This window comes from Colwellia sp. F1 (assembly GCF_056238625.1).
Genome location: NZ_JBWDLI010000001.1, coordinates 85,009 through 106,066 on the forward strand (window position 1 = coordinate 85,009; position 21,058 = coordinate 106,066).

Annotated in this window: 18 protein-coding genes; 15 read left to right on the forward strand and 3 right to left on the reverse strand. The window is 39.1% G+C overall.

Annotated elements, in window-relative coordinates; all coding sequences use genetic code 11:
* Positions 1-253: 253 nt before the first annotated feature.
* Entirely contained in the window at positions 254-1,642 is a 1,389-nt protein-coding gene (locus AC0UA9_RS00450; protein WP_475655733.1) for an MATE family efflux transporter, read from the forward strand.
* The gene (gene uvrB, locus AC0UA9_RS00455) at positions 1,639-3,666 is read left to right on the forward strand and encodes an excinuclease ABC subunit UvrB (RefSeq protein WP_475655734.1); all 2,028 of its coding nucleotides are present in this window, start codon (positions 1,639-1,641) and stop codon (positions 3,664-3,666) included. Before AC0UA9_RS00450 ends, uvrB begins: the two co-directional genes overlap by 4 nt.
* A gap of 149 nt (positions 3,667-3,815) precedes the next feature.
* On the opposite strand, the gene AC0UA9_RS00460 is transcribed toward uvrB, so the two are convergent.
* The gene (locus tag AC0UA9_RS00460; RefSeq protein WP_475655735.1) at positions 3,816-4,028 is read right to left on the reverse strand and encodes a hypothetical protein; all 213 of its coding nucleotides are present in this window, start codon (positions 4,026-4,028) and stop codon (positions 3,816-3,818) included.
* A gap of 224 nt (positions 4,029-4,252) precedes the next feature.
* Positions 4,253-4,942 (reverse strand): 7-cyano-7-deazaguanine synthase QueC, encoded by a 690-nt coding sequence (gene queC / locus AC0UA9_RS00465; RefSeq protein ID WP_475655736.1) that lies wholly within the window; start codon positions 4,940-4,942, stop codon positions 4,253-4,255.
* Between the two features lie 116 nt (positions 4,943-5,058).
* On the opposite strand from queC, the gene queE reads away from it, so the two are divergent.
* A complete protein-coding gene (gene queE, locus AC0UA9_RS00470) occupies positions 5,059-5,730 on the forward strand; it encodes a 7-carboxy-7-deazaguanine synthase QueE (protein WP_475655737.1) in 672 nt (223 codons plus the stop codon).
* A gap of 141 nt (positions 5,731-5,871) precedes the next feature.
* Here queE and alr read toward each other — a convergent pair whose 3' ends face one another.
* Entirely contained in the window at positions 5,872-6,954 is a 1,083-nt protein-coding gene (gene alr / locus AC0UA9_RS00475; protein ID WP_475655738.1) for an alanine racemase, read from the reverse strand.
* 167 nt (positions 6,955-7,121) lie between these two features.
* Here alr and murQ point away from each other — a divergent pair, with 167 nt between their 5' ends.
* The 12 genes from murQ (at position 7,122) to pheS (ending at position 21,058) form a co-directional block, all read left to right on the forward strand.
* Positions 7,122-8,072 carry an N-acetylmuramic acid 6-phosphate etherase gene (gene murQ, locus AC0UA9_RS00480; RefSeq protein WP_475655739.1) on the forward strand — a complete coding sequence of 317 codons (951 nt, stop codon included), beginning with the start codon at positions 7,122-7,124 and terminating at the stop codon, positions 8,070-8,072.
* Positions 8,073-8,087: 15 nt separating this feature from the next.
* On the forward strand, positions 8,088-9,320 hold the full coding sequence (locus AC0UA9_RS00485; protein WP_475655740.1) for an exo-beta-N-acetylmuramidase NamZ family protein: 1,233 nt from the start codon (positions 8,088-8,090) through the stop codon (positions 9,318-9,320).
* A gap of 291 nt (positions 9,321-9,611) precedes the next feature.
* On the forward strand, positions 9,612-11,201 hold the full coding sequence (locus tag AC0UA9_RS00490) for a serine hydrolase (protein ID WP_475655741.1): 1,590 nt from the start codon (positions 9,612-9,614) through the stop codon (positions 11,199-11,201).
* Between the two features lie 89 nt (positions 11,202-11,290).
* Positions 11,291-14,398 (forward strand): D-2-hydroxyglutarate dehydrogenase YdiJ, encoded by a 3,108-nt coding sequence (gene ydiJ, locus AC0UA9_RS00495; RefSeq protein ID WP_475655742.1) that lies wholly within the window; start codon positions 11,291-11,293, stop codon positions 14,396-14,398.
* A 65-nt stretch (positions 14,399-14,463) separates the two neighbouring features.
* The gene (locus tag AC0UA9_RS00500) at positions 14,464-14,724 is read left to right on the forward strand and encodes a hypothetical protein (protein WP_475655743.1); all 261 of its coding nucleotides are present in this window, start codon (positions 14,464-14,466) and stop codon (positions 14,722-14,724) included.
* 143 nt (positions 14,725-14,867) lie between these two features.
* Positions 14,868-15,032, forward strand: coding sequence for a periplasmic nitrate reductase, NapE protein (locus tag AC0UA9_RS00505; protein ID WP_475655744.1), 165 nt, complete (start codon positions 14,868-14,870; stop codon positions 15,030-15,032).
* Between the two features lie 18 nt (positions 15,033-15,050).
* The gene (locus AC0UA9_RS00510) at positions 15,051-15,653 is read left to right on the forward strand and encodes a ferredoxin-type protein NapF (RefSeq protein ID WP_475655745.1); all 603 of its coding nucleotides are present in this window, start codon (positions 15,051-15,053) and stop codon (positions 15,651-15,653) included.
* Between the two features lie 69 nt (positions 15,654-15,722).
* Positions 15,723-16,043 (forward strand): chaperone NapD, encoded by a 321-nt coding sequence (locus AC0UA9_RS00515; RefSeq protein ID WP_475655746.1) that lies wholly within the window; start codon positions 15,723-15,725, stop codon positions 16,041-16,043.
* A 125-nt stretch (positions 16,044-16,168) separates the two neighbouring features.
* Positions 16,169-18,667 carry a nitrate reductase catalytic subunit NapA gene (napA, locus tag AC0UA9_RS00520; RefSeq protein WP_475655747.1) on the forward strand — a complete coding sequence of 833 codons (2,499 nt, stop codon included), beginning with the start codon at positions 16,169-16,171 and terminating at the stop codon, positions 18,665-18,667.
* 9 nt (positions 18,668-18,676) lie between these two features.
* Entirely contained in the window at positions 18,677-19,174 is a 498-nt protein-coding gene (locus AC0UA9_RS00525; RefSeq protein WP_475655748.1) for a nitrate reductase cytochrome c-type subunit, read from the forward strand.
* Between the two features lie 11 nt (positions 19,175-19,185).
* Positions 19,186-19,773, forward strand: coding sequence for a cytochrome c3 family protein (locus tag AC0UA9_RS00530; protein ID WP_475655749.1), 588 nt, complete (start codon positions 19,186-19,188; stop codon positions 19,771-19,773).
* Between the two features lie 289 nt (positions 19,774-20,062).
* Positions 20,063-21,058 (forward strand): phenylalanine--tRNA ligase subunit alpha, encoded by a 996-nt coding sequence (gene pheS / locus AC0UA9_RS00535; RefSeq protein ID WP_475655750.1) that lies wholly within the window; start codon positions 20,063-20,065, stop codon positions 21,056-21,058.

Genomic DNA, 21,058 nt, shown 5'->3' on the forward strand with positions numbered 1-21,058 from the left:
TTGATGGATTTGTAAAGTGTCGTTACATTATCGTTTTGCTTAGCGTGCAGGTAAGTCAACAACAAAATGAGCCTTTATTTTAACCTTTAGTTATCAATGGCTTATGTTTGATTTGTAGTTTTATTAGCACTTTGGTTTGATTTTTAACCAGATTGATATTTCATTCTATTTACTGTGAATTTCTTTTGCTTTTGATTACAATAGCTGTTGCTGTACTTATGCATTATCACTAGGAATTTTCTAAAATTTATTAATGACGCCAAATCAAATAACAAAAAATAACAAACAATCGGTCAATTTGCTCAAAGATCCCGTTGCTAGCACCTTAAAAAGAATGACCATTCCCATGATCTATGGCATGGTTTTGTTAATGACCTTTAATTTGGTTGATACATTTTTTGTTAGTATGCTAGGTACGCAACCATTAGCGGCTATTAGTTTTACTTTTCCTGTAACCTTTACAGTGATAAGTCTAATGATTGGCTTAGGTATAGGCACGTCAGCAGTTATTGCCAAATACTTAGGGAATGATGACCATCTGTCTGCCAAAGACTCAGCCACAACCGCTTTCTATATATCAGCTGTAATCGTATGTGCTTTATCTTTTGTTGGTTATTTATTTACCGATGAGCTTTTTACCTTACTTGGTGCCAAAGAGTCCTTATTGCCTTTAATTCACCAGTATATGGATATTTGGTATTTAGGCAGTGTGTTTTTAATTGGCCCTATGATAGGTAATGCGATACTAAGATCGTCTGGCGATACTAAAACACCGAGCATGGTTATGGGGGGGTCAGGGTTAGTTAATGCTGTACTTGACCCTATTTTTATTTTTGGTTTTGGTCCAGTGCCAGCGATGGGAATTGAAGGGGCTGCAATAGCTTCGTTGATTTCCTGGTTCTTTGGTTTTATTTTTATACTATTTATTTTAATCAAAAAAGAAAATTTAATTCATACTCATATTTTGCCGCTAAAACAGTTAATAGTCTCATGCAAAGGAATTTTAAAAATAGGCTTACCCGCAGCCGGAGCAAATATGTTAACGCCAGTTGCTGCTGCAATTATCACGGCGATTGCTGCAAGTTATGGTGAGTATGTGGTGGCTGGTTTTGGTGTTGGCTCTCGTATAGAGTCAATTGCTTCTTTAGTTGTATTAGCTATGTCGATGACCTTACCCCCTTTTATTAGTCAAAACTTTGGGGCAGGGAATATGAACCGTGTTGAACAAGCTTACAAAACAGCCATTAAATTTATTGTATTTTGGCAGGTACTCATTTATTTGCTCTTAATACTTGCAGCGCCTTTGATAGCCTCTGTTTTTACGAAAGATGAAAGAGTAATAGAAGTGATTGTATTATTTATGTGGATTGTCCCTTTAGGGTATGGTTTTCAAGGCATTGTTATTTTGACTAATTCATCCTTTAATGCCTTACATAAGCCCATGACGGCATTAATGTTAAGTATTATTAGGTTATTTGTATGTTATGTACCTTTAGCTTACCTAGGTAGCTACTTGTATGGTGTACACGGCTTCTTTTTTGGCGCTTTCCTTGGTAATTTGGTCATGGCTTTGCTTTCATACCGACTATTTACCAAACAGTTTAGTAACAAAGCGCTTATGGCTAAAGGACAATTGTCTTGAAAGATACATTATTTAAAGAAAACACAGTAAAGCCTTTTAAACTTGAATCAAACTATATACCTAGTGGTGACCAACCTGCCGCCATTAAACAGCTGTTAGATGGGGTTGAGTCAGGTTTAGCTCACCAAACGCTGTTAGGTGTTACTGGCTCAGGGAAAACCTTTACTATCGCCAATGTGATTAAAAACCTAAATCGTCCCACCATGATAATAGCGCCTAATAAAACTTTAGCTGCTCAACTGTACGGTGAGATGAAAGAATTCTTCCCCAACAATGCTGTTGAGTATTTCGTTTCTTATTATGATTATTATCAGCCAGAAGCCTATGTACCTACCACAGACACTTTTATTGAAAAAGATGCTTCGGTAAACGAACATATTGAACAAATGCGTTTGTCGGCAACCAAGGCCTTACTAGAGCGACGTGACGTGATTATCATCGCGTCTGTGTCTGCTATTTATGGTTTGGGTGATCCTGACTCTTATTTAAAGATGATGCTGCACATCAGTGTCGGCGATATTATTAATCAGCGTGACATTTTACGTCGTTTGGCTGAATTACAATACACAAGAAATGATGTTGCCTTTGCTCGCGCCACCTACAGAGTCCGTGGCGATGTGATTGATATTTTTCCTGCTGAATCTGATCGGCTTGCCCTTCGTGTTGAGTTATTTGATGAAGAAATTGAGCGCATTAGCCAGTTTGATCCTTTAACTGGGCAAGTAGAGCGTACTTTAGTGCGTGTTACTGTGTACCCTAAAACGCACTATGCAACACCGCGTGATAAAATTTTAGCTGCGGTAGAGCAAATTAAAGTAGAGTTAAAAGAGCGCTCACAATACCTTAAAGACAACAATCGCCTAGTTGAAGAGCAACGTATTACTCAACGTACACAATTTGACATTGAAATGATGACCGAGCTTGGTTATTGCTCAGGTGTAGAGAACTATTCACGTTACTTGTCTGGTCGCGAGGCGGGAGAGGCACCGCCAACCTTATTCGACTATTTACCCGATGATGGTTTACTTATTATAGATGAGTCACATGTTACTGTGCCACAAATTGGCGCTATGTATAAAGGCGACCGGTCACGAAAAGAAAACTTAGTAGAGTATGGTTTTCGGTTACCGTCAGCGCTTGATAACAGACCGATGAAATTTGAAGAGTTTGAGGCGCTATCCCCGCAAACTATTTATGTGTCAGCCACACCAAGTAATTATGAGGTTGAAAAGTCAGCCGGTGATGTTGCGCAACAAGTTGTCAGACCAACCGGGTTATTAGACCCTGAAATTGAAGTGCGAGAGGTAGCAACGCAAGTTGACGATTTGCTCTCAGAAATCAATAAACGACTACCGTTAAATGAACGTGTATTAGCAACCACACTAACTAAGCGTATGGCGGAAGATTTAACTGATTATTTAGATGAGCACGGCATTAAAACGCGTTATTTACATTCCGATGTTGATACCGTAGAACGTGTTGAAATTATTCGTGATTTTCGCTTAGGTAAATTTGACGTACTGGTGGGAATTAACCTATTACGTGAAGGATTAGATATGCCTGAAGTATCACTTGTGGCTATATTAGATGCTGACAAAGAAGGCTTTTTACGCTCTGAACGTTCACTTATTCAAACTATTGGCCGTGCTGCGCGTAATATTAATGGACGAGCCATCTTGTATGCCGCCAAAATAACTCAATCTATGCGCAAAGCAATTGATGTCACCGAAGAACGTAGGGAAAAGCAGCATCAATACAACCTTGACAATAATATTACGCCAAAAGGGGTTGTTCGAAAAATTACCGATGTGATGGATGTAGGCGATTTTAGTGAGTCAGAAGCATTAGACAAAGTTGCTGAAAAAACAGCAAATTATCAAAGCTTAACAACAAAAGAACTTGATACTAAAATTAAAGAGCTAGAAAAAACTATGTATGCTCAAGCGCAAAATTTAGAATTTGAACAAGCGGCGGCAACGCGTGATGCTATTGCAAAATTAAGAACCCAACAATTAACTACCTAATGCTTTTTTAATGCTTAGCTTTAATGACTAGTCTTTAATGGCTAATTTTCTTTTAATACTTAGTTGACGTATGTTTCTCGTGTATTAATGTTGGGTAGTAGAATTAAAGGGGATAGGCGCAACCCCCTTAAAACAACGGTTTGAATCGGCTATTTAAGGTCGACAATCGAATATTTACTGATTATCTGCGCAATAGCTTCACAACTGCAGTTACTTAACTGGCTAACTTCATCAATAATTTTATCTTGTATATCTACGGGCAAAAGTAATACTTGCTCAAGGTAGATATGCGCTTGAGCATTATTGTTAGCGCCAATCATTTTATTTAAATACTGCGCTTGAGGTCGGAATATAGCACTCATAAAAAATCCTTAATAATATAATGGACACTTATTGAGTGTAGACCATGTATTGCAATGAGTTAGCTGAATTTTCATCTTAAAATAAAAACACAACTAAATCAGCTGTTAAGAAGTAAATAAAAGTATATTAACGCAGTAAAGTGTTTGGATAAGGTCGCTGGGATGGTTACCCAAACCTGTAAGGATCTGCAAGCTTGGGTATATAATAGTAAATAGAGTTTTAGCTAAACTTCATATGCAATAGGGTCGACAAGGTTATTATCGCTAAACGCTTCAAGTCGCTCTTGGCAAGCAGCACACTGGCCACAGGCTTTTTCTCTACCGTTGTAACAAGTCCAAGTATTACGATAATCTAAACCCATCTTTATTCCGTCCGTTAAAATAGCAGATTTATTCACCGTTAAATAAGGGCTAAAAATCTCGACACTGTCATAATTGGCAATTAAGCAAACATCATTCATTTTTTGCACAAATTCTGGGCGACAATCAGGATAAATAGCGTGATCGCCACTATGAGCACCATAATAAACTTGTGAGGCGCCTACTGAAACTGCATAACCGACAGCTAAAGAGAGTAAAATCATATTTCGGTTCGGCACCAAGGTTGATTTCATGTTATCTGTTTCGTAGTTGCCTTCAGGAATATCAATATCATCAGTTAATGAAGAACCGGCAAGTAACTGGTTTATAGAAGTAATATCAATCACTTTATGACTAATATTTAACGATTTACATACGCTACTAGCACATTCCAGTTCTTTTACATGGCGCTGTCCATAATCAAAAGATAGTGCAAAGACTTCTTTACCATCTTTTAATGCACGATTAAGCACGGTAAATGAGTCCATTCCGCCAGAATAAATAACAACAACTTTCTCTGCTTTTATTTGTTCAGTGGATAGTTTTACAGTCATAGTGAAGTCTCTTAAAATTAAATAGGGTATAATACCAACGTTGGTAAGATCAATTTGAGATGATCAATAATCTCCATTTTACTTGAATACACTCTAAGGCAAAAGTACAAATTAAAATGATTCAATATAAAATCAATGAACTATTTGAAACAATACAAGGCGAGGGGTCTTTTACCGGCCAGCCGTCAATATTTATTCGCTTACAAGGCTGCCCAGTGGGCTGCTCTTGGTGTGACACAAAGCATACTTGGGAGGTGACGTTAAGTGAAGAAATAACACAAGCAAGTATGTTAGCTAAGTCTCAAGAAACTTCGCAATGGAGCGCACTTTCTGTGGCGCAAATACAAGCCTTAGTGCAGGAGCAAGGTTATAAAGCTAAACATATAGTGCTTACCGGTGGAGAGCCTTGCATGGTTGATTTAACACCTTTGTGTACTGCCTTTGAAGCGGCTGGTTACAGTTTGCAAGTAGAAACCTCTGGCACGTTTGAAATTTTGGTTTCACCTAAATGTTGGGTAACCGTTTCACCAAAAATAAATATGCGCGGTGGCTACCCTATTTTACCTAGTGCCATGAAGCGCGCTAATGAAATAAAACACCCAGTAGCAACGGAGCAACATGTTAACGAGCTGAAAAGGTTATTAGCAGAGCATAATATTGAAAAGACACCTATTTATTTACAGCCTATTAGCCAAAAGGCCAGGGCGACGCAATTAGCCATTGATACTTGTATTGCGAATAATTGGCGTTTGTCAGTGCAAGTGCATAAATACTTAGGCATTGAATAATTACCAGGTACCGAATAATTGATTGATATAACACTTATCAAAGCAATTATTGTTGAACGGTCACCCTTTATCGTTAAACAGTAATTGCTAGCAAGCGTGAGTCAATTAACGTAATAAATAAACTTAACATTGGCAGTATGATTATGACACATAAACCCTTGGTACCCGGTTAGAAACACGGGTAAGTAGTTCATAATTGATCGTATCAAGGTGTTCAGCCACTGTTTCAATGGCGAGGTTTTCACCCCATAGCTCTACCACATCACCTAGCTGAATATCTGCAATATCAGTAACATCAACGGTTATCATATCCATAGAAACGCGACCAGCAAGTGGCGCAATTTGTCCTCTTATAAAAACAGGTGTGCCATTTTTAGCGTTTCTAGGGTAGCCATCAGCATAACCTAAAGCAATGGTAGCAATTACGCTGGGGCGATTAGCTTGCCATATTCCACTATAACCAACAGGTTCACCAACGCTTAACTTTCTTAGTGCAATAATGGTGGATTGTAAGGTCATCACCGGGGTTAATTTAACCGGTAAACTTTTCATAGGAATGGGCGAAGCGCCGTATAAAGCAATACCAAGTCGGTTATAATCGCCATGGCTTTGTGGCCAATTAAGTATACCAGCAGAATTAGCTAAACTTTTTTTATAATGCACGGCTTGGTTAATACCGTTAAACTCTGCTATTTGTGCTACTGTTTTAGGGTTGCTTAAGTCTTCAGCGCTCGAAAAGTGCGTGCAAATCACTAAACTTTGTAATTGTTCAGCAGTTAGCTTAGTTAAAATAGCATCAACATCACTTGGCATAATACCTAAACGGCGCATGCCGGTATCAACCTTAAGCCATAGTTTGCCAGAGTAAGCAGGAGAGCATTGATTTAGCCAATCAATTTGTTGGGTATTATGTAACATTAACCAAAAATTTTCTTTTAATGCGATGGTAAAATCATTATAAGATAGTGGCCCTTCCATGATTAAAATGGGCAGTGTAATACCTGCGTCACGTAGCTTAATCGCTTCATCAATAAAAGCTACACCAAAAGCGGGTACTTGGTCACTTAAATACTTTGCGACTTCAATCGCGCCATGACCATAAGCATCAGCTTTAATTACAGCGATTGTCTTACTTGTTGGCGCCAAATTGGCAATTTCATTATAATTATGACTTAATGCGGGTAAATTAATTATAGCTTGGGTGTTTCTTGAGTGCTTATTCATGCAGTTTATTCTTTCTAAATAATCATTTTTTAGAGGCATAACCCTTTTGTAAAGTGTACCATATTTATCAAGTAATGTGAGTATTTAGTCGCTAATTTACGTCGAACTAAAGCATAAATTTATAAGAAACCTAGAGCAGAACCTTAGTAAACTAGCAAGAGAGAACTATGAGTAAATCTTTGCATAAAAAGCAACCCCAACTGATTGATGAATTGGCGCAAATTACCACTGAAAACCAAAACCCAAATACTTTAGAGATAGACTTATTAGACACGCAAGGTATTTTAGAAAAAATCAATAGTGAAGATCAGAAAGTAGCAGGCGTAGTCAAAGCGGTTATCCCTGACATTAGCAAAGCAGTTGATCAAATTGTTAACGCCTTTGCTAGGGGGGGGCGACTAGTATATATAGGAGCAGGTACCAGTGGTCGTTTGGGTATTTTAGATGCTGTAGAGTGTCCGCCGACCTTTAGTGTACCTCCCGAGCAAGTGATCGGTATTATCGCGGGTGGAAGTCATGCCATCTATAAAGCAGTAGAGGGTGCTGAAGATAATAAGTTGCAAGCTATAGAAGATTTACAAAAAATTGCGTTATCCACTAATGATGTGTTAGTGGGTATAGCCGCTAGCGGCCGAACACCTTATGTTATTTCTGCGATGCATTATGCTAAGTCGGTTGGCGCGACTGTTGTCGGGGTGAGTTGTAGCTATAATAAAAAATTTGATCAGGCTAATGATATCAACATTTGCGCTGTTGTCGGCGCTGAAGCACTAACCGGCTCAACCCGAATGAAATCAGGTACAGCACAAAAATTAATTTTAAATATGCTGAGTACGGCCAGTATGATCCGTTCAGGAAAAAGCTATAAAAACCTAATGATAGATGTTAACGCGAGTAATGAAAAGCTTTACGCACGTGCAGTGCGTATTGTTATGCAAGCAACTGAATGTGATTATGACTGTGCCAAATTAGCACTCATTCAAGCTGACAATAATGCCAAACTTGCTACCTTGATGGTCCTAACAGGGTTAACACTAGCACAAGCAAAAAACTGCTTGCTTAAAAACAATGGTTTTTTACGTACAGCTGTAGAAGAAAGTATGGCTAGCGGACACTAATTAAAAGATTTTATTATGAACTTAAACTTTAACAACAAGCAATTTCGTCTTACGGTTATTTTAATCGCCTCGACTATATTGTCTGTTTGTACCGCGTTTTCTAGTGTAGCACTTTCAGATGTTTCCCTGATGGATACTGAAAGTAAATTCACAGAAAACAAATTAGTGGTTGGTGCGGCACAAAGCCAAGTGTACTTACCTATGCTACAAAATAAGCGCGTTGGTTTGGTGGTTAATCAAACGTCCATGTTGGGGAGTACGCACCTAGTTGATTGGCTTATAGCGCATAATATTGATGTACAGACCATTTTTGCTCCTGAGCATGGCTTTCGTGGCAATTATGACGCAGGTGAAAAATTCACTTCAACGGTTGATAAAAAAACAGGGATTGCGTTAGTGTCAATTTATGGCAAAAATCGTAAACCTGCACGTCACATAATGAAAAATTTAGATGTTATTATTTTTGATATTCAAGATGTTGGTGTGCGCTTTTATACTTATATCAGTTCCATGCACTATATGATGGAAGCGGCTAGCGATGCGGGTGCGACGTTTATTGTTTTTGATCGACCAAACCCTAATGGGGCGTTTGTTGATGGCCCTCTATTAGAGCCTAAATTTACCTCATTTGTAGGTATGCATAAAATACCATTGCTTCATGGTATGACAGTAGCAGAGTTAGCGCTGATGTTCAAAGGAGAGCAATGGTTAACTACCTCAAAGCCTCTGAATTTAAAAGTAGTAAAGATGAAAAACTATCAGCGAGACGCACCTTACTCATTACCAGTAAAGCCCAGCCCAAATCTGCCCAATGATACCGCTATTCGTTTATATCCATCACTGGGTTTTTTTGAAGCAACGCCTGTAAGTATAGGCCGTGGTACTGATTTTCCTTTTCAGGTGATTGGGCACGACAAAGTATCAATTGGGCAATTTGCATTTACCCCTGTTGCTAAACCAGGCGCTGCTTCTACACCTAAATTAATGCATAAAAACCTACAAGGACAAGACTTACGCGACAGTAATAGTAGCGGCTTAAATTTAAGTTTTATTATTGAATGGCACCAAGCATTTAAAAAACAAGATCGTGAATTTTTCACTCGAGCTAGCTTTATGGACAAGCTTAGTGGCACTGATAAATTAAGAAAAGCGATTGTTGCGGGTAACACAGCAGAAGAAATTAAATTAACCTGGGCGCAAGACCTCGCTAACTTTAAACGCTTAAGAACCCCTTATTTATTGTATTAAAGTTGAAAAAGTTAGCTACAGCGATCAGTAGCAGTATTCACCTGATTCACTGCGGTCTAAATAGGCATGTATTGAGAATATAAAAGTGGTTAACCATAGTTAGGTAGGTGTAAACTTATAATGAATTTGAAGCAAACAAACATAATACTAGTGCTTTTTTCCTGTATCTTACTTACTAGTTGCACAACAAATACCAGGTCGATAGCTGATAGCGCAGATAAACATAACCACACCCAGTATGCAATCAGCAATGCACCGCATAAAAAGAAGCCAGTAAATGACAACAATCTTTTGTACAATAAAAAAGGCCAAATAGATCAATTGTTTCCACAAAAAGATCGGAGTAGCCGTGCCTGGGTCAATGACCGTGCAACATTTAAAGGTTATCAAGGTCGTGGTCACATTATTATTAATAGCCTAGAGGCCACGTCAGCCGACATAGTCATTAATGGTGAAAAACTAAATATTGCTAACCCATTACAGCCGAAACACCGTTATCATTACCGTTTAAAAAAGCGCACAAGAGATGGTACTAATACGCTAAAAGTGAATAATGTTTTACCAAAAGGCGCTAAAGTAAATATTATCATTCCTTACCCACACCTTGAGCTTAACACCACTAAGTATCAGCAAAATTTTAGTGAAGTTGATGCACTCATCAATAATGATATTGCTAACGGCTTTCCTGGGGCTGTTTTAGTTGTTGTAAAAGAAGGAGAAATAATTAAAAACACGGCCTATGGTTATGCTAGGAAATATTATGACGGCGGCGAACCACTTGAAAACCCCATGACCATGACCACAGACACACTCTTTGATCTGGCCTCTAACACGAAAATGTTTGCAACTAACCTTGCCTTAATGAAACTCGTGACCGAGGGTAAACTTAACGTCAATCTTCCTATTAATAACTACCTACCGCAATATCTTGGTGATGGTCGAGAATTACGTACGGTAAAAGACTTACTTAGCCATACTGCAGGCTATGCGCCAGAAGTGCAGTTTTATAAAAGAGCCCATAATGCAGACAAAAATGAAAATACTAAACGTGCAAAGGGCTTCACCGATATGTTAATGAGTCATTTACCGATGAATGAACGCTTATTCTCGCAAAATACAAGCGACACCAAGGCGCTGATATTAACTAAGGTTCCTTTTGTTGCAGAGCGTTTAGCTCAACAAGTTTACAGTGACACTGATTATATATTGTTAGGGATGATAATAGAAAAAATTACCAATATGCCGCTTGATTTATATACAGAGTATAATATTTTTCGTCCATTGGCGCTAGAAAACACCTTGTTTAATCCTTTAGATAAAGGGTTTAGCAAAGCGCAGTTTGCCGCAACTGAAATACACGGTACAACGCGCGGTAATCGTGTTAATTTTGACAATGTACGTACGCACGTTTTGCAGGGTGAAGTACATGATGAAAAAGCTTACCATTCACTCGGTGGAGTAGCAGGGCATGCAGGTTTATTTTCTACGGCACAAGAAATAGCCATATTAGCACAAACTCTATTAAATAAGGGGGGCTACGGCCATCATCTGTTATTTTCAGAGAGCGTGCTGGAACAGTTTATTAAACCTAACGAAGGCAACGCCACGTATGGATTAGGCTGGCGTAGAAATAATAATAGTGTATTAAAGTGGCATTTTGGCCCCTATGCCAGTAGCGCTGCTTATGGTCATACTGGCTGGACAGGCACAGTCACCGTCATTGACCCAACACATGACTTAGCCATCGTTTTACTGACAAATGCACGCCACAGCCCGATTGAAGGTGATGATAAAAAATATCACTTTAGCGGCAAGCAATTTGAAACTGGTAAGTATGGCAGTGTTGTTTCGCTCATTTATGAAGCTGTGTTAAATAAATAATCATGAATTAGCGAATAATAAGCTGCGCAAAAATCATTTTTTACATGGTATACTCAAGGCAATTTCTTCTCGTTTACAGATAAATAGTCATGTTACCTCGTATTGATCATCAAACACATCTTCCTCCTCTTTACGATAATTTTGTCGACGCTTTAAAAGTTAAAAACTTTACCGGCGATATAAGCGCTAAATATAGCGCACGGCTTGCTGTTGCAACCGACAATAGCATATACCAACAACTGCCACAGTTGGTCATTCATCCTCGCACCCAGCAAGATATTATCTTACTAGCAAAAACGGCCAATGAGGCAAACTATAGCGAAATTAAATTTAGTGCTAGGGGGGGCGGCACAGGTACCAATGGACAAAGTTTAACGCCAGGCATTGTTGTCGACTTGTCTAAGTACATGAATAAAGTTTTAGAAATTAATATTGACGAAAAGTGGGTTAAAGTTGAAGCTGGCGTAGTCAAAGACCAACTTAATGACTATTTACGTCCCCACGGATTTTTCTTTGCTCCTGATTTATCAACCAGCAATCGTGCCACTATTGGTGGTATGGTCAACACTGACGCCTCAGGGCAGGGCTCACTAGTTTATGGTAAAACTTCTGATCATGTTTTAGCTTTAACTTCTGTGCTAGCTAATGGCGACGTAATACACACTGAGCCCATGACACTGACACAAGCCAAGTCGTTGGCTACAGAAAACACCAGTCATGGCCAAATAACGAAACAAGTACTTGCCTCTTGTCTTGACAACCGCGATCTTATTCTAGAAAAATTCCCCCGGTTAAACCGCTTTTTAACCGGGTATGATTTAGAAAATGTTTTACAAGCTAATGACGAAGGCAATGATGAGTTAACGACTTTTGACTTAAGTCGCCTAATCACCGGCTCTGAAGGCTCATTAGCCTTTGTTTGCCAAGCGACATTGAATATTACGCCGATTAGCCCAGCTAAAACCTTAATTAACATTAAATACGACAGCTTTGACTCCGCGTTGCGCCACTCGCCATTTTTAGTCAATGCTAAAGCAACCTCAGTAGAAACAATTGACAGCAAAGTATTAAATCTTGCCAAACAAGATATTATTTGGCACAGCGTTAGTGATCTAATAGCCGACGTACCCAATAAAGTGATGGACGGTATTAATATTGTTGAATTTAATGGTGTGAGTGTTGAAGCCTTGGCTGAACAAGTTGCGGCCTTAACCGCGGGCTTAGATCAAACCATTGCCAATGAAAACGAAAGCGGCACTTGTGGGGTAATTGGTTATCAAGTGACGTCTGATCTAAATAGTATTAATAAACTTTATGCTATGCGTAAAAAAGCGGTGGGTTTATTAGGCAATACTGATGGTAGCAAAAAACCTTTAGCCTTTGCCGAAGACACAGCGGTACCTCCTGAAAACTTAGCTGACTTTATTGCTGAGTTTAGAGATCTACTTGATCGCTATAACTTGCATTACGGCATGTTTGGTCATGTAGACGCTGGTGTCTTACATGTACGACCAGCGCTTGATATGTGTGACCCAGAGCAAGAAAAACTGCTCAGAGTTATCTCTGACAAAGTGGTTGAATTAACCGCAAAATATGGTGGTTTAATGTGGGGGGAGCATGGTAAAGGCTATCGCAGTGAATACGGGCCTGAGTTTTTTGGTGACCACTTATTTTCTGAATTGAGAAAAATAAAAACCGCTTTTGATCCACTTAATAAAATGAACCCAGGTAAAATTTGTACTCCCATCGATTCAACAGAGCGACTGGTGAGTGTAGATGATACCAAACGCGGTTATTTTGATAGGCAAATTCCCATTGCCGTAAAAGACGCTTATAGCTCGGCTATTGATTGTAATGGCAATGGTTTATGTTTTAACTATGATGTTAACAGCCCCATGTGTCCATCAAGTAAGGTGACAAAAGACAGGCGTCATTCGCCAAAAGGCCGTGCAGGGTTAATGCGTGAATGGTTAAGGTTATTAGAACAACAAGGCGTAGATGTGTTAGCGTTAGAAACACAAGTAAATCATTGGTCAGTAAAACAACTATTAAACTCTACTTTTGCTAAACTTAAGCTGGCATTTTTTGATAAAGATGAAAACAAAGATGATTTCTCCCATGAAGTTATGGAAGCCATGCAAGGTTGCTTGGCATGCAAAGCCTGTGCTAGCCAATGCCCAGTAAAAGTTGATGTGCCAGACTTTAGAAGCCGATTTATAAACATTTATCATTCACGCTACCCAAGACCATTAAAAGATCATCTAGTCGCGAATGTTGAAATATTAGCGCCATTAATGGCAAAAGCGCCAATATTAGTCAATAGCATATTAGGCTCAAAGGCTTATGAGCAACTATCTGAAAAAACCATCGGCTACGTAAACACCCCTTTGTTAAGCGTACCTACACTGAAAAAACAAGTAAAAAAAGCAGGCTATTCAGGCTTTGATTTAGCAAAACTGCAAGGGTTAACCCAAGCTCAACGAAAAGGATATGTTTTAATTGTGCAAGATCCTTTTACTTCATTCTATGACGCCAGCACAGTAGAGAGCATGATGGCGCTTATTAGAAAGTTAGGCTTAGAGCCCATTTTATTGCCGTTTAAACCCAATGGAAAGGCGCAACATGTTAAAGGTTTCTTAGCACGTTTTGCTAGTACAGCAAAATCATCGAGCGAGTTTTTAAATCAATTAACAAGCCTTAATATACCCATGTTAGGGATGGACGCTTCTATGGTACTTTGTTACCGTGATGAATACACGAAAATATTGGGAGAACAACGCGGTAACTTTAACGTACTTCTGGCACATGAGTGGTTATTATCATTTATTAAACAAGATAAAAAATTTAAAGGGAGTGCCAATCATAACCAGCAAATATTTAAATTATTTGCCCACTGTACGGAGAAAACAGCTTTAGTTAATAGTGAAAGCGACTGGGTAACCATCTTTAATTATTTCGGTTTAAATTTAGAGAAAGTAAGCGTAGGCTGTTGTGGTATGGCAGGCACTTATGGGCATGAGAAGTCTAATGTAGAGAATTCGACATCATTGTTTAACTTAAGCTGGCAACCTAAAATAGCTAATTTAGCATCAGAGCAAATATTAGCAACCGGCTTTTCATGTCGCTCGCAAGTAAAGCGATTAACCGAGCTTAAGGCAAAACATCCCGTAGAGGCTTTATTAAATACGCTAGTATAGCTAGTATGAAAGTATACATTGTTACTTTTAAAGAGCACTTTTAGTCATTACGTTTAGGAGTAACAATGTCAAATGCACGGTTGATTAGGTTATTAAAAATATCGATAGGTATTGGCTTATGCTTGTTACTATTGGGGCTATATTTTCATACATATAGTGATTATATAGCATCATTAGGTGTAACAGGTATTATCATTAGTGCGGTCTGTATTGCATTAGGCTTAATATTCTCTTTACCGACTAAAATGTATTTAACTTTTTTACTGGTTCAACGTGAAGTTGAGCAAAAAAACAGTCAGAAAGAGCAGGAGAAAAGCGAAAATTAGCAAATAATAAGCATATGTAAATAAAGGTTTTAGTTTACAAACCTTGATCTGGATCAACCTTTTAAAAGTAGCAAAGGCTTACAATAAAGACATACAGTATTTATCACCAAATTAGCTTACTCTACTTAGACTTGGAGAGCGTCATGAATAAAGATACATCACCCGAACAGCAAAAAAAATATGAGCGAAATACCTTTATTTTTCTGACTGTTTTTCTAGCCCCTATTTTATCAGTACTTATCGTGTCTGGTTTTGGTTTTGCTATCTGGTTTAGTCAAATGTTTTTATTTGGCCCACCCACCTCATAATGTGTTGGTTATACTACTTTGTCTACTAATAGAGTTGAACGGGTAAAAGACCCTTCTCGAAGACGTTTGTTTCGTGGTCGCCTTAAAACGAAACAAACATTACGCCTACCTTGGGTTATTAATGAGGCTGTTTTCACCTCTGGCTGTACCCAGTGTGAAGATTGTATTCACAGTTGTGAAACGAATATTATTGTCAAAGATGAGGAAGGTTTTCCTAAAGTCGATTTTAATTTAGGAGAGTGTACCTTTTGCAACAAATGCATAGAAGTCTGTCAACAACCGCTTTTTCTAGGGGCTTTTTCTCATAACGCGAATACACAAGGCCAACTAACCTCAATTGCCGACACTACTAAACCAAGCGTTTCGACAGAAGGGGAAGTGCCTGATGAAAAACGCAAGGCATGGCCTGCCAGCTTAGAAATTGATAACAAATGTTTAGCTAAAAACAATATTTATTGTCAAAGCTGTCGTGATGAGTGCGAAACCAGCGCGATTAAATTCCATTATATTAATTCAAGTATTCCTGAACCAAGCCTCAGTAATATAGATTGTACACAATGTGGCGCATGTATTAGTAGTTGTCCACAAGCGGCAATTTCTTTTGTATTCGAGTCAAACTAAGGCTATAACTTAAGTCAATGCACAGGCAGTTTATCTTAACCAGCGAGTAAAAAATCTTTAAGAAGTGATATGAGCAAACAACAAGAAAGTTTATTTAATGAATACCATGTAGCAAGCTTTGTTGCTTACCCGATACTTGCGCAGTTGGCCGAAGTACAAGCAGCAATTTTAGCGCTTGATGGTACTGAAGTTCATGCGGTGAGTGAAGAGGGTAAAATTGTATTTACCATCGAAGGGAGCAGTTATCATGATATCGGTAAAAAAATGGACGCGATACGTGTGCATCACGCCATTATTAACTTATCACCAGTTTATCATCAAATTCTTGACGAAAGCAGTAACGAAGAGAGTATTGAGATTAAAGATATAACGAGCGACCATCAACTATAAGCGCTAAGGTTTTAATAAATATAAATATCAAAAGTCAGTAACATTAATAATACTTGAGCAGTGTTAAAAGTAATATTAACAATAACATTTTAACAACCGAATTAAAGAAAGAGGAAGGTGACCCAATGACCATTAATCGCCGAGAATTCATTAAAGCTAATGCTATTGCAGCTGCAGCAGCCGTTGCAGGGGTTTCTGTGCCTGTTGTGGCATCAAACTTAATTACCAGCTCAGACATTACAAAACTTAAATGGGATAAAGCACCTTGTCGTTTTTGTGGTACTGGCTGTAGCGTTAACGTTGGCGTAATGGACGGGAAAGTTGTTGCCACCCATGGCGACATAAAGTCTCCGGTAAACAAAGGCCTTAACTGTGTTAAAGGTTATTTCCTTTCTAAAATTATGTACGGTAAAGACAGGTTGACCACACCGTTATTACGGATGAGTAACGGTAAATACGACAAAGAAGGTGATTTTACGCCTGTATCATGGGAGCAAGCTTTTGATATTATGGCTGATAAAGCCAAGGCAACTTTGAAAAAAAGTGGCCCTGAAGCGGTTGGTATGTTTGGCTCAGGCCAATGGACAGTGCAAGAAGGTTATGCTGCTGTAAAGTTAATGAAGGCCGGCTTTCGTACCAATAATATAGACCCTAATGCTCGTCATTGTATGGCTTCTGCTGTGGGTGGCTTTATGCGTACTTTTGGTATTGACGAACCAATGGGGTGTTATGATGACATAGAGGCGGCTGATGCCTTTGTATTGTGGGGCTCTAATATGGCGGAAATGCATCCTATTTTATGGACGCGTTTAACTGATCGCCGTTTAAGTTCACCACATGTAAAAGTTGCTGTTTTATCGACCTTTGAACACAGAAGCTTTGACCTAGCCGACAACGGCATGGTGTTCACACCACAAACTGATTTAGCCATTTTAAACTTTATTGCTAACTATATTATTAAAACTGATCGCGTCAACAAAGATTTTGTTAACAAGCACACAAACTTCAGGTTAGGTGAAACAGATATTGGTTATGGTTTACGTCCTGAGCACCCATTAGAGCAAGCAGCTAAAAATAATGGGAAAACAGCGGGTGACTCAACCGCGATTAGTTTTGATGAATATGCAAAGTTTGTCAGTACGTATACCGCTGAATATACCGCTAAATTATCAGGAGTTCCAGCGCATAAACTAGAAGCATTAGCTGAACTTTATGCCGATCCAAAAATTAAAGTGACCTCGTTTTGGACAATGGGTTTTAACCAACATACTCGTGGCGTTTGGGCAAACAACCTTTGTTATAATATTCATTTATTGACTGGAAAAATTGCCACCCCAGGTAATAGCCCATTCTCATTAACGGGCCAACCATCAGCCTGTGGTACGGCCCGTGAAGTTGGTACTTTTTCACATCGTTTACCTGCTGATATGGTCGTTACTAACCCTGAGCATCGTGCTACTGCGGAAAAAATATGGCAATTACCAGAAGGCACAGTACCAGCAAAACCTGGTTACCATGCAGCATTACAAAACCGCATGTTAAAAGATGGCAAGTTAAACTTTTACTGGGTGCAGTGTAATAACAATATGCAGGCTGCTGCTAATATTAATGAAGAAGGTTACCCCGGTTACCGGAATCCAGATAACTTTATTGTCGTCTCTGATCCATACCCAACCGTAACAGCACAAGCAGCTGACTTAATTTTACCAACGGCAATGTGGGTAGAAAAAGAGGGCGTATATGGTAATGCAGAGCGTCGTACACAATCGTGGTATCAAATGGTAGAGGCACCCACTGGGGCTAAGTCTGATTTATGGCAACTCGTTGAATTTTCTAAACGCTTTAAAGTAGAAGATGTATGGCCAGAAGCGTTAATTGCTAAAACCCCCGCTGTGCGTGGTAAAACATTATTTGACGTGTTGTATAAAGACAGTGCAGTGGGTAAATTCTCCCTTGATGAAATCCCAGAAGAGCGCCTTAACCATGAAGCACGTGATTTTGGTTTTTATATTCAAAAAGGCTTATTTGAAGAATATGCAACCTTTGGTCGCGGCCATGCACATGATTTAGCGCCCTACGATAGATACCACCAAGAGCGTGGTTTACGTTGGCCAGTGGTAAAAGGTGAAGAAACTAAATGGCGCTTTAAAGAAGGCTCAGATCCCTACGCTAAACCAGGCAGTGGTTGGGATTTTTATGGCCACAAAGACGGCCGAGCAATTATTTTTGCTTTGCCTTATGAGCCCGCTGCAGAATCACCCGATGAAGAATATGACTTATGGTTATCAACTGGCCGTGTACTTGAGCACTGGCATTCAGGCTCAATGACTCAACGAGTACCAGAGTTATATAAAGCTATGCCTGATGCACTTGTTTATATGCACCCTGATGACGCTAAAAAACGTAACATGCGCCGAGGTGATTTAGTAAAACTGATTTCTCGCCGTGGTGAAGTACAAACTCGGGTAGAAACTAGAGGCCGTAATAAGCCACCTAAAGGCTTAGTTTATATGCCTTGGTTTGATGCTAGCCGTTTAGTTAACAAGGTTACACTAGATGCGACTGATCCGTTATCAAAGCAGACGGACTTTAAAAAGTGTGCTATTAAAATAGTGAAAGTTTAGGAGAGTACAATGAAAAATTTAACATTAAAATTAACTGTTACTAGCCTACTAGTAGCTTTGTTGGTACCAGCATTTACTGCACAGGCTAACGATAAAGCTAAAACAAATGCATTAGCGACATTGCGTGATCATACTGAAATCACAACGCAAAAAGAGCCTAATCGTATTCCTAATGTAATTAATAAAGACATTAAGCAAGCCCGTAATTACCCTATGCAACCGCCTGTTATTCCGCATACTACGCGTAGCTATGAGGTTAATAAATATAATAATAAGTGTATGTCATGTCACTCAAGACATCTTACGGAAAAGTCTCAAGCGCCCATGGTAAGTGTAACGCATTACATGAACCGTGACGGTAACTTTTTAGCAGAAATATCGCCACGTCGCTATTTCTGTAATCAGTGCCATGTAACTCAGGCAGATGCTAAGCCGTTAGTAGAAAACACCTTCATTGATATGCACAGCTTAATGAAGAATAAATCGGCTACTAACAAACAGCATTAGGAGTAGTAAAGATGAAAAATTTAATATTAATTGGCTGGCGAACCTTAACAAAGCCAAGCGGTTATTTTAGCTTAGGGGCTTTAGTTATTGGTGGTTTTGTAGCGGGTATTATCTTTTGGGGTGGTTTTAATACCGCACTAGAGGTAACAAACACCGAAGCTTTTTGTATTTCATGTCATGAAATGGAAGATAATGTCTATGAAGAGCTAAAGCCAACCATTCATTTTTCGAACCGGTCTGGCGTTAGGGCAACTTGTCCAGACTGTCATGTACCCCATAAATGGACGGATAAAATAGCCCGTAAAATGCAAGCGTCGAAAGAAGTTTGGGGAACTATTTTCGGCACGATTAATACCCGTGAAAAGTTCTTAGAGCATAGAAAACGGTTAGCTCAAAATGAGTGGACACGTTTAAAAGCGAATGACTCCTTGGAATGTCGTAACTGTCATAACTTCGATTATATGGACTTTACTGAACAAAGTGAGCGCGCTTCATATCAACATTCAACCGCGCTGGCCGCAGGTGAAAAAACCTGTATCGACTGCCATAAAGGTATTGCACACCAATTACCTGACATGAAAGGGGTAGAAGGTTGGTAACACCCCTTACTGAACCCGTTTAAACGTAATTAAACCAGTGCCTGTCACTGGTTTTTTTTATTTATTGCGAGCTAACCTTTGTCACAAGTCATTTTAATTATCTTTTTAACTTATATAGCCTAACTGTTAATAAACGCAATTATTGCGAATAAATCATCGTCTTGTAACATCTTAAGGTGGCATGGCTACAGACTTTGATGTAAAATCACCACCATTTTTAAGTTAAAATATTGAGTGGCAATTTTGCCTTTGCATAAAGGCTGTTTTAAGTCCCCTTTTAGAGGAAATCATGAGTTTAGATACCACCACCATCGATGATATTGTCGTTCAGGCAGAGCGTGCTATTAGCGAAGCAAGCGACCCTAGTGCATTAGAGCAAGTGCGCGTGAACTTTTTAGGTAAGAAAGGCCGCTTTACCGAACAAATGAAAGGTTTAGGTAAATTACCAAAAGAAGAAAAGCCTAAAATGGGGCAAGTAATCAACATTGCCAAACAACAAGTACAGAAATTATTAAGCGAACGTGAAGCCTTGTTACGTGCTGCTGAAGTGTCTAAACAGCTTGCGGCCGAGTCTATCGACGTAACTTTACCTGGACGCGGTATGCAACTTGGTGGTTTACACCCGGTATCTCGTACCATTGCGCGTATTGAAAGTTTTTTTGGTGATTTAGGCTTTGAAGTGAAAGCAGGACCAGAAGTAGAAGATGACTATCATAACTTTGACGCGTTAAACATCCCTGAACACCACCCAGCTCGACAAGATCACGATACTTTTTACTTTAACCCTAAACTGGTATTGCGTACACAAACATCTGGTGTGCAAATTCGAACCATGGAAGTTGAAAAGCCACCACTGCGAATTATATCCCCAGGTAAAGTGTATCGTAACGATTATGACCAAACACATACACCAATGTTCCATCAGGTTGAAGGTTTGATGGTGGATAAAGATGTAAGCTTTACTCACCTTAAAGGTGTTTTACATGACTTCTTACACCATTTCTTTGAAGAAGAAGTAGAAATTCGTTTTCGTCCGTCATACTTCCCTTTTACTGAGCCGTCGGCTGAGGTAGACATAATGGGTAAAAACGGCAAATGGTTAGAAGTACTAGGTTGCGGTATGGTGCACCCTAACGTACTGAAAAGTGTTGGTATCGACCCTGAGGTTTATACTGGCTTTGCTTTTGGTATGGGAGTAGAGCGTTTAACCATGCTGCGTTATGGTGTAAATGATTTACGTGCATTCTTTGAAAATGATCTTCGCTTCTTAAAACAGTTCAAGTAG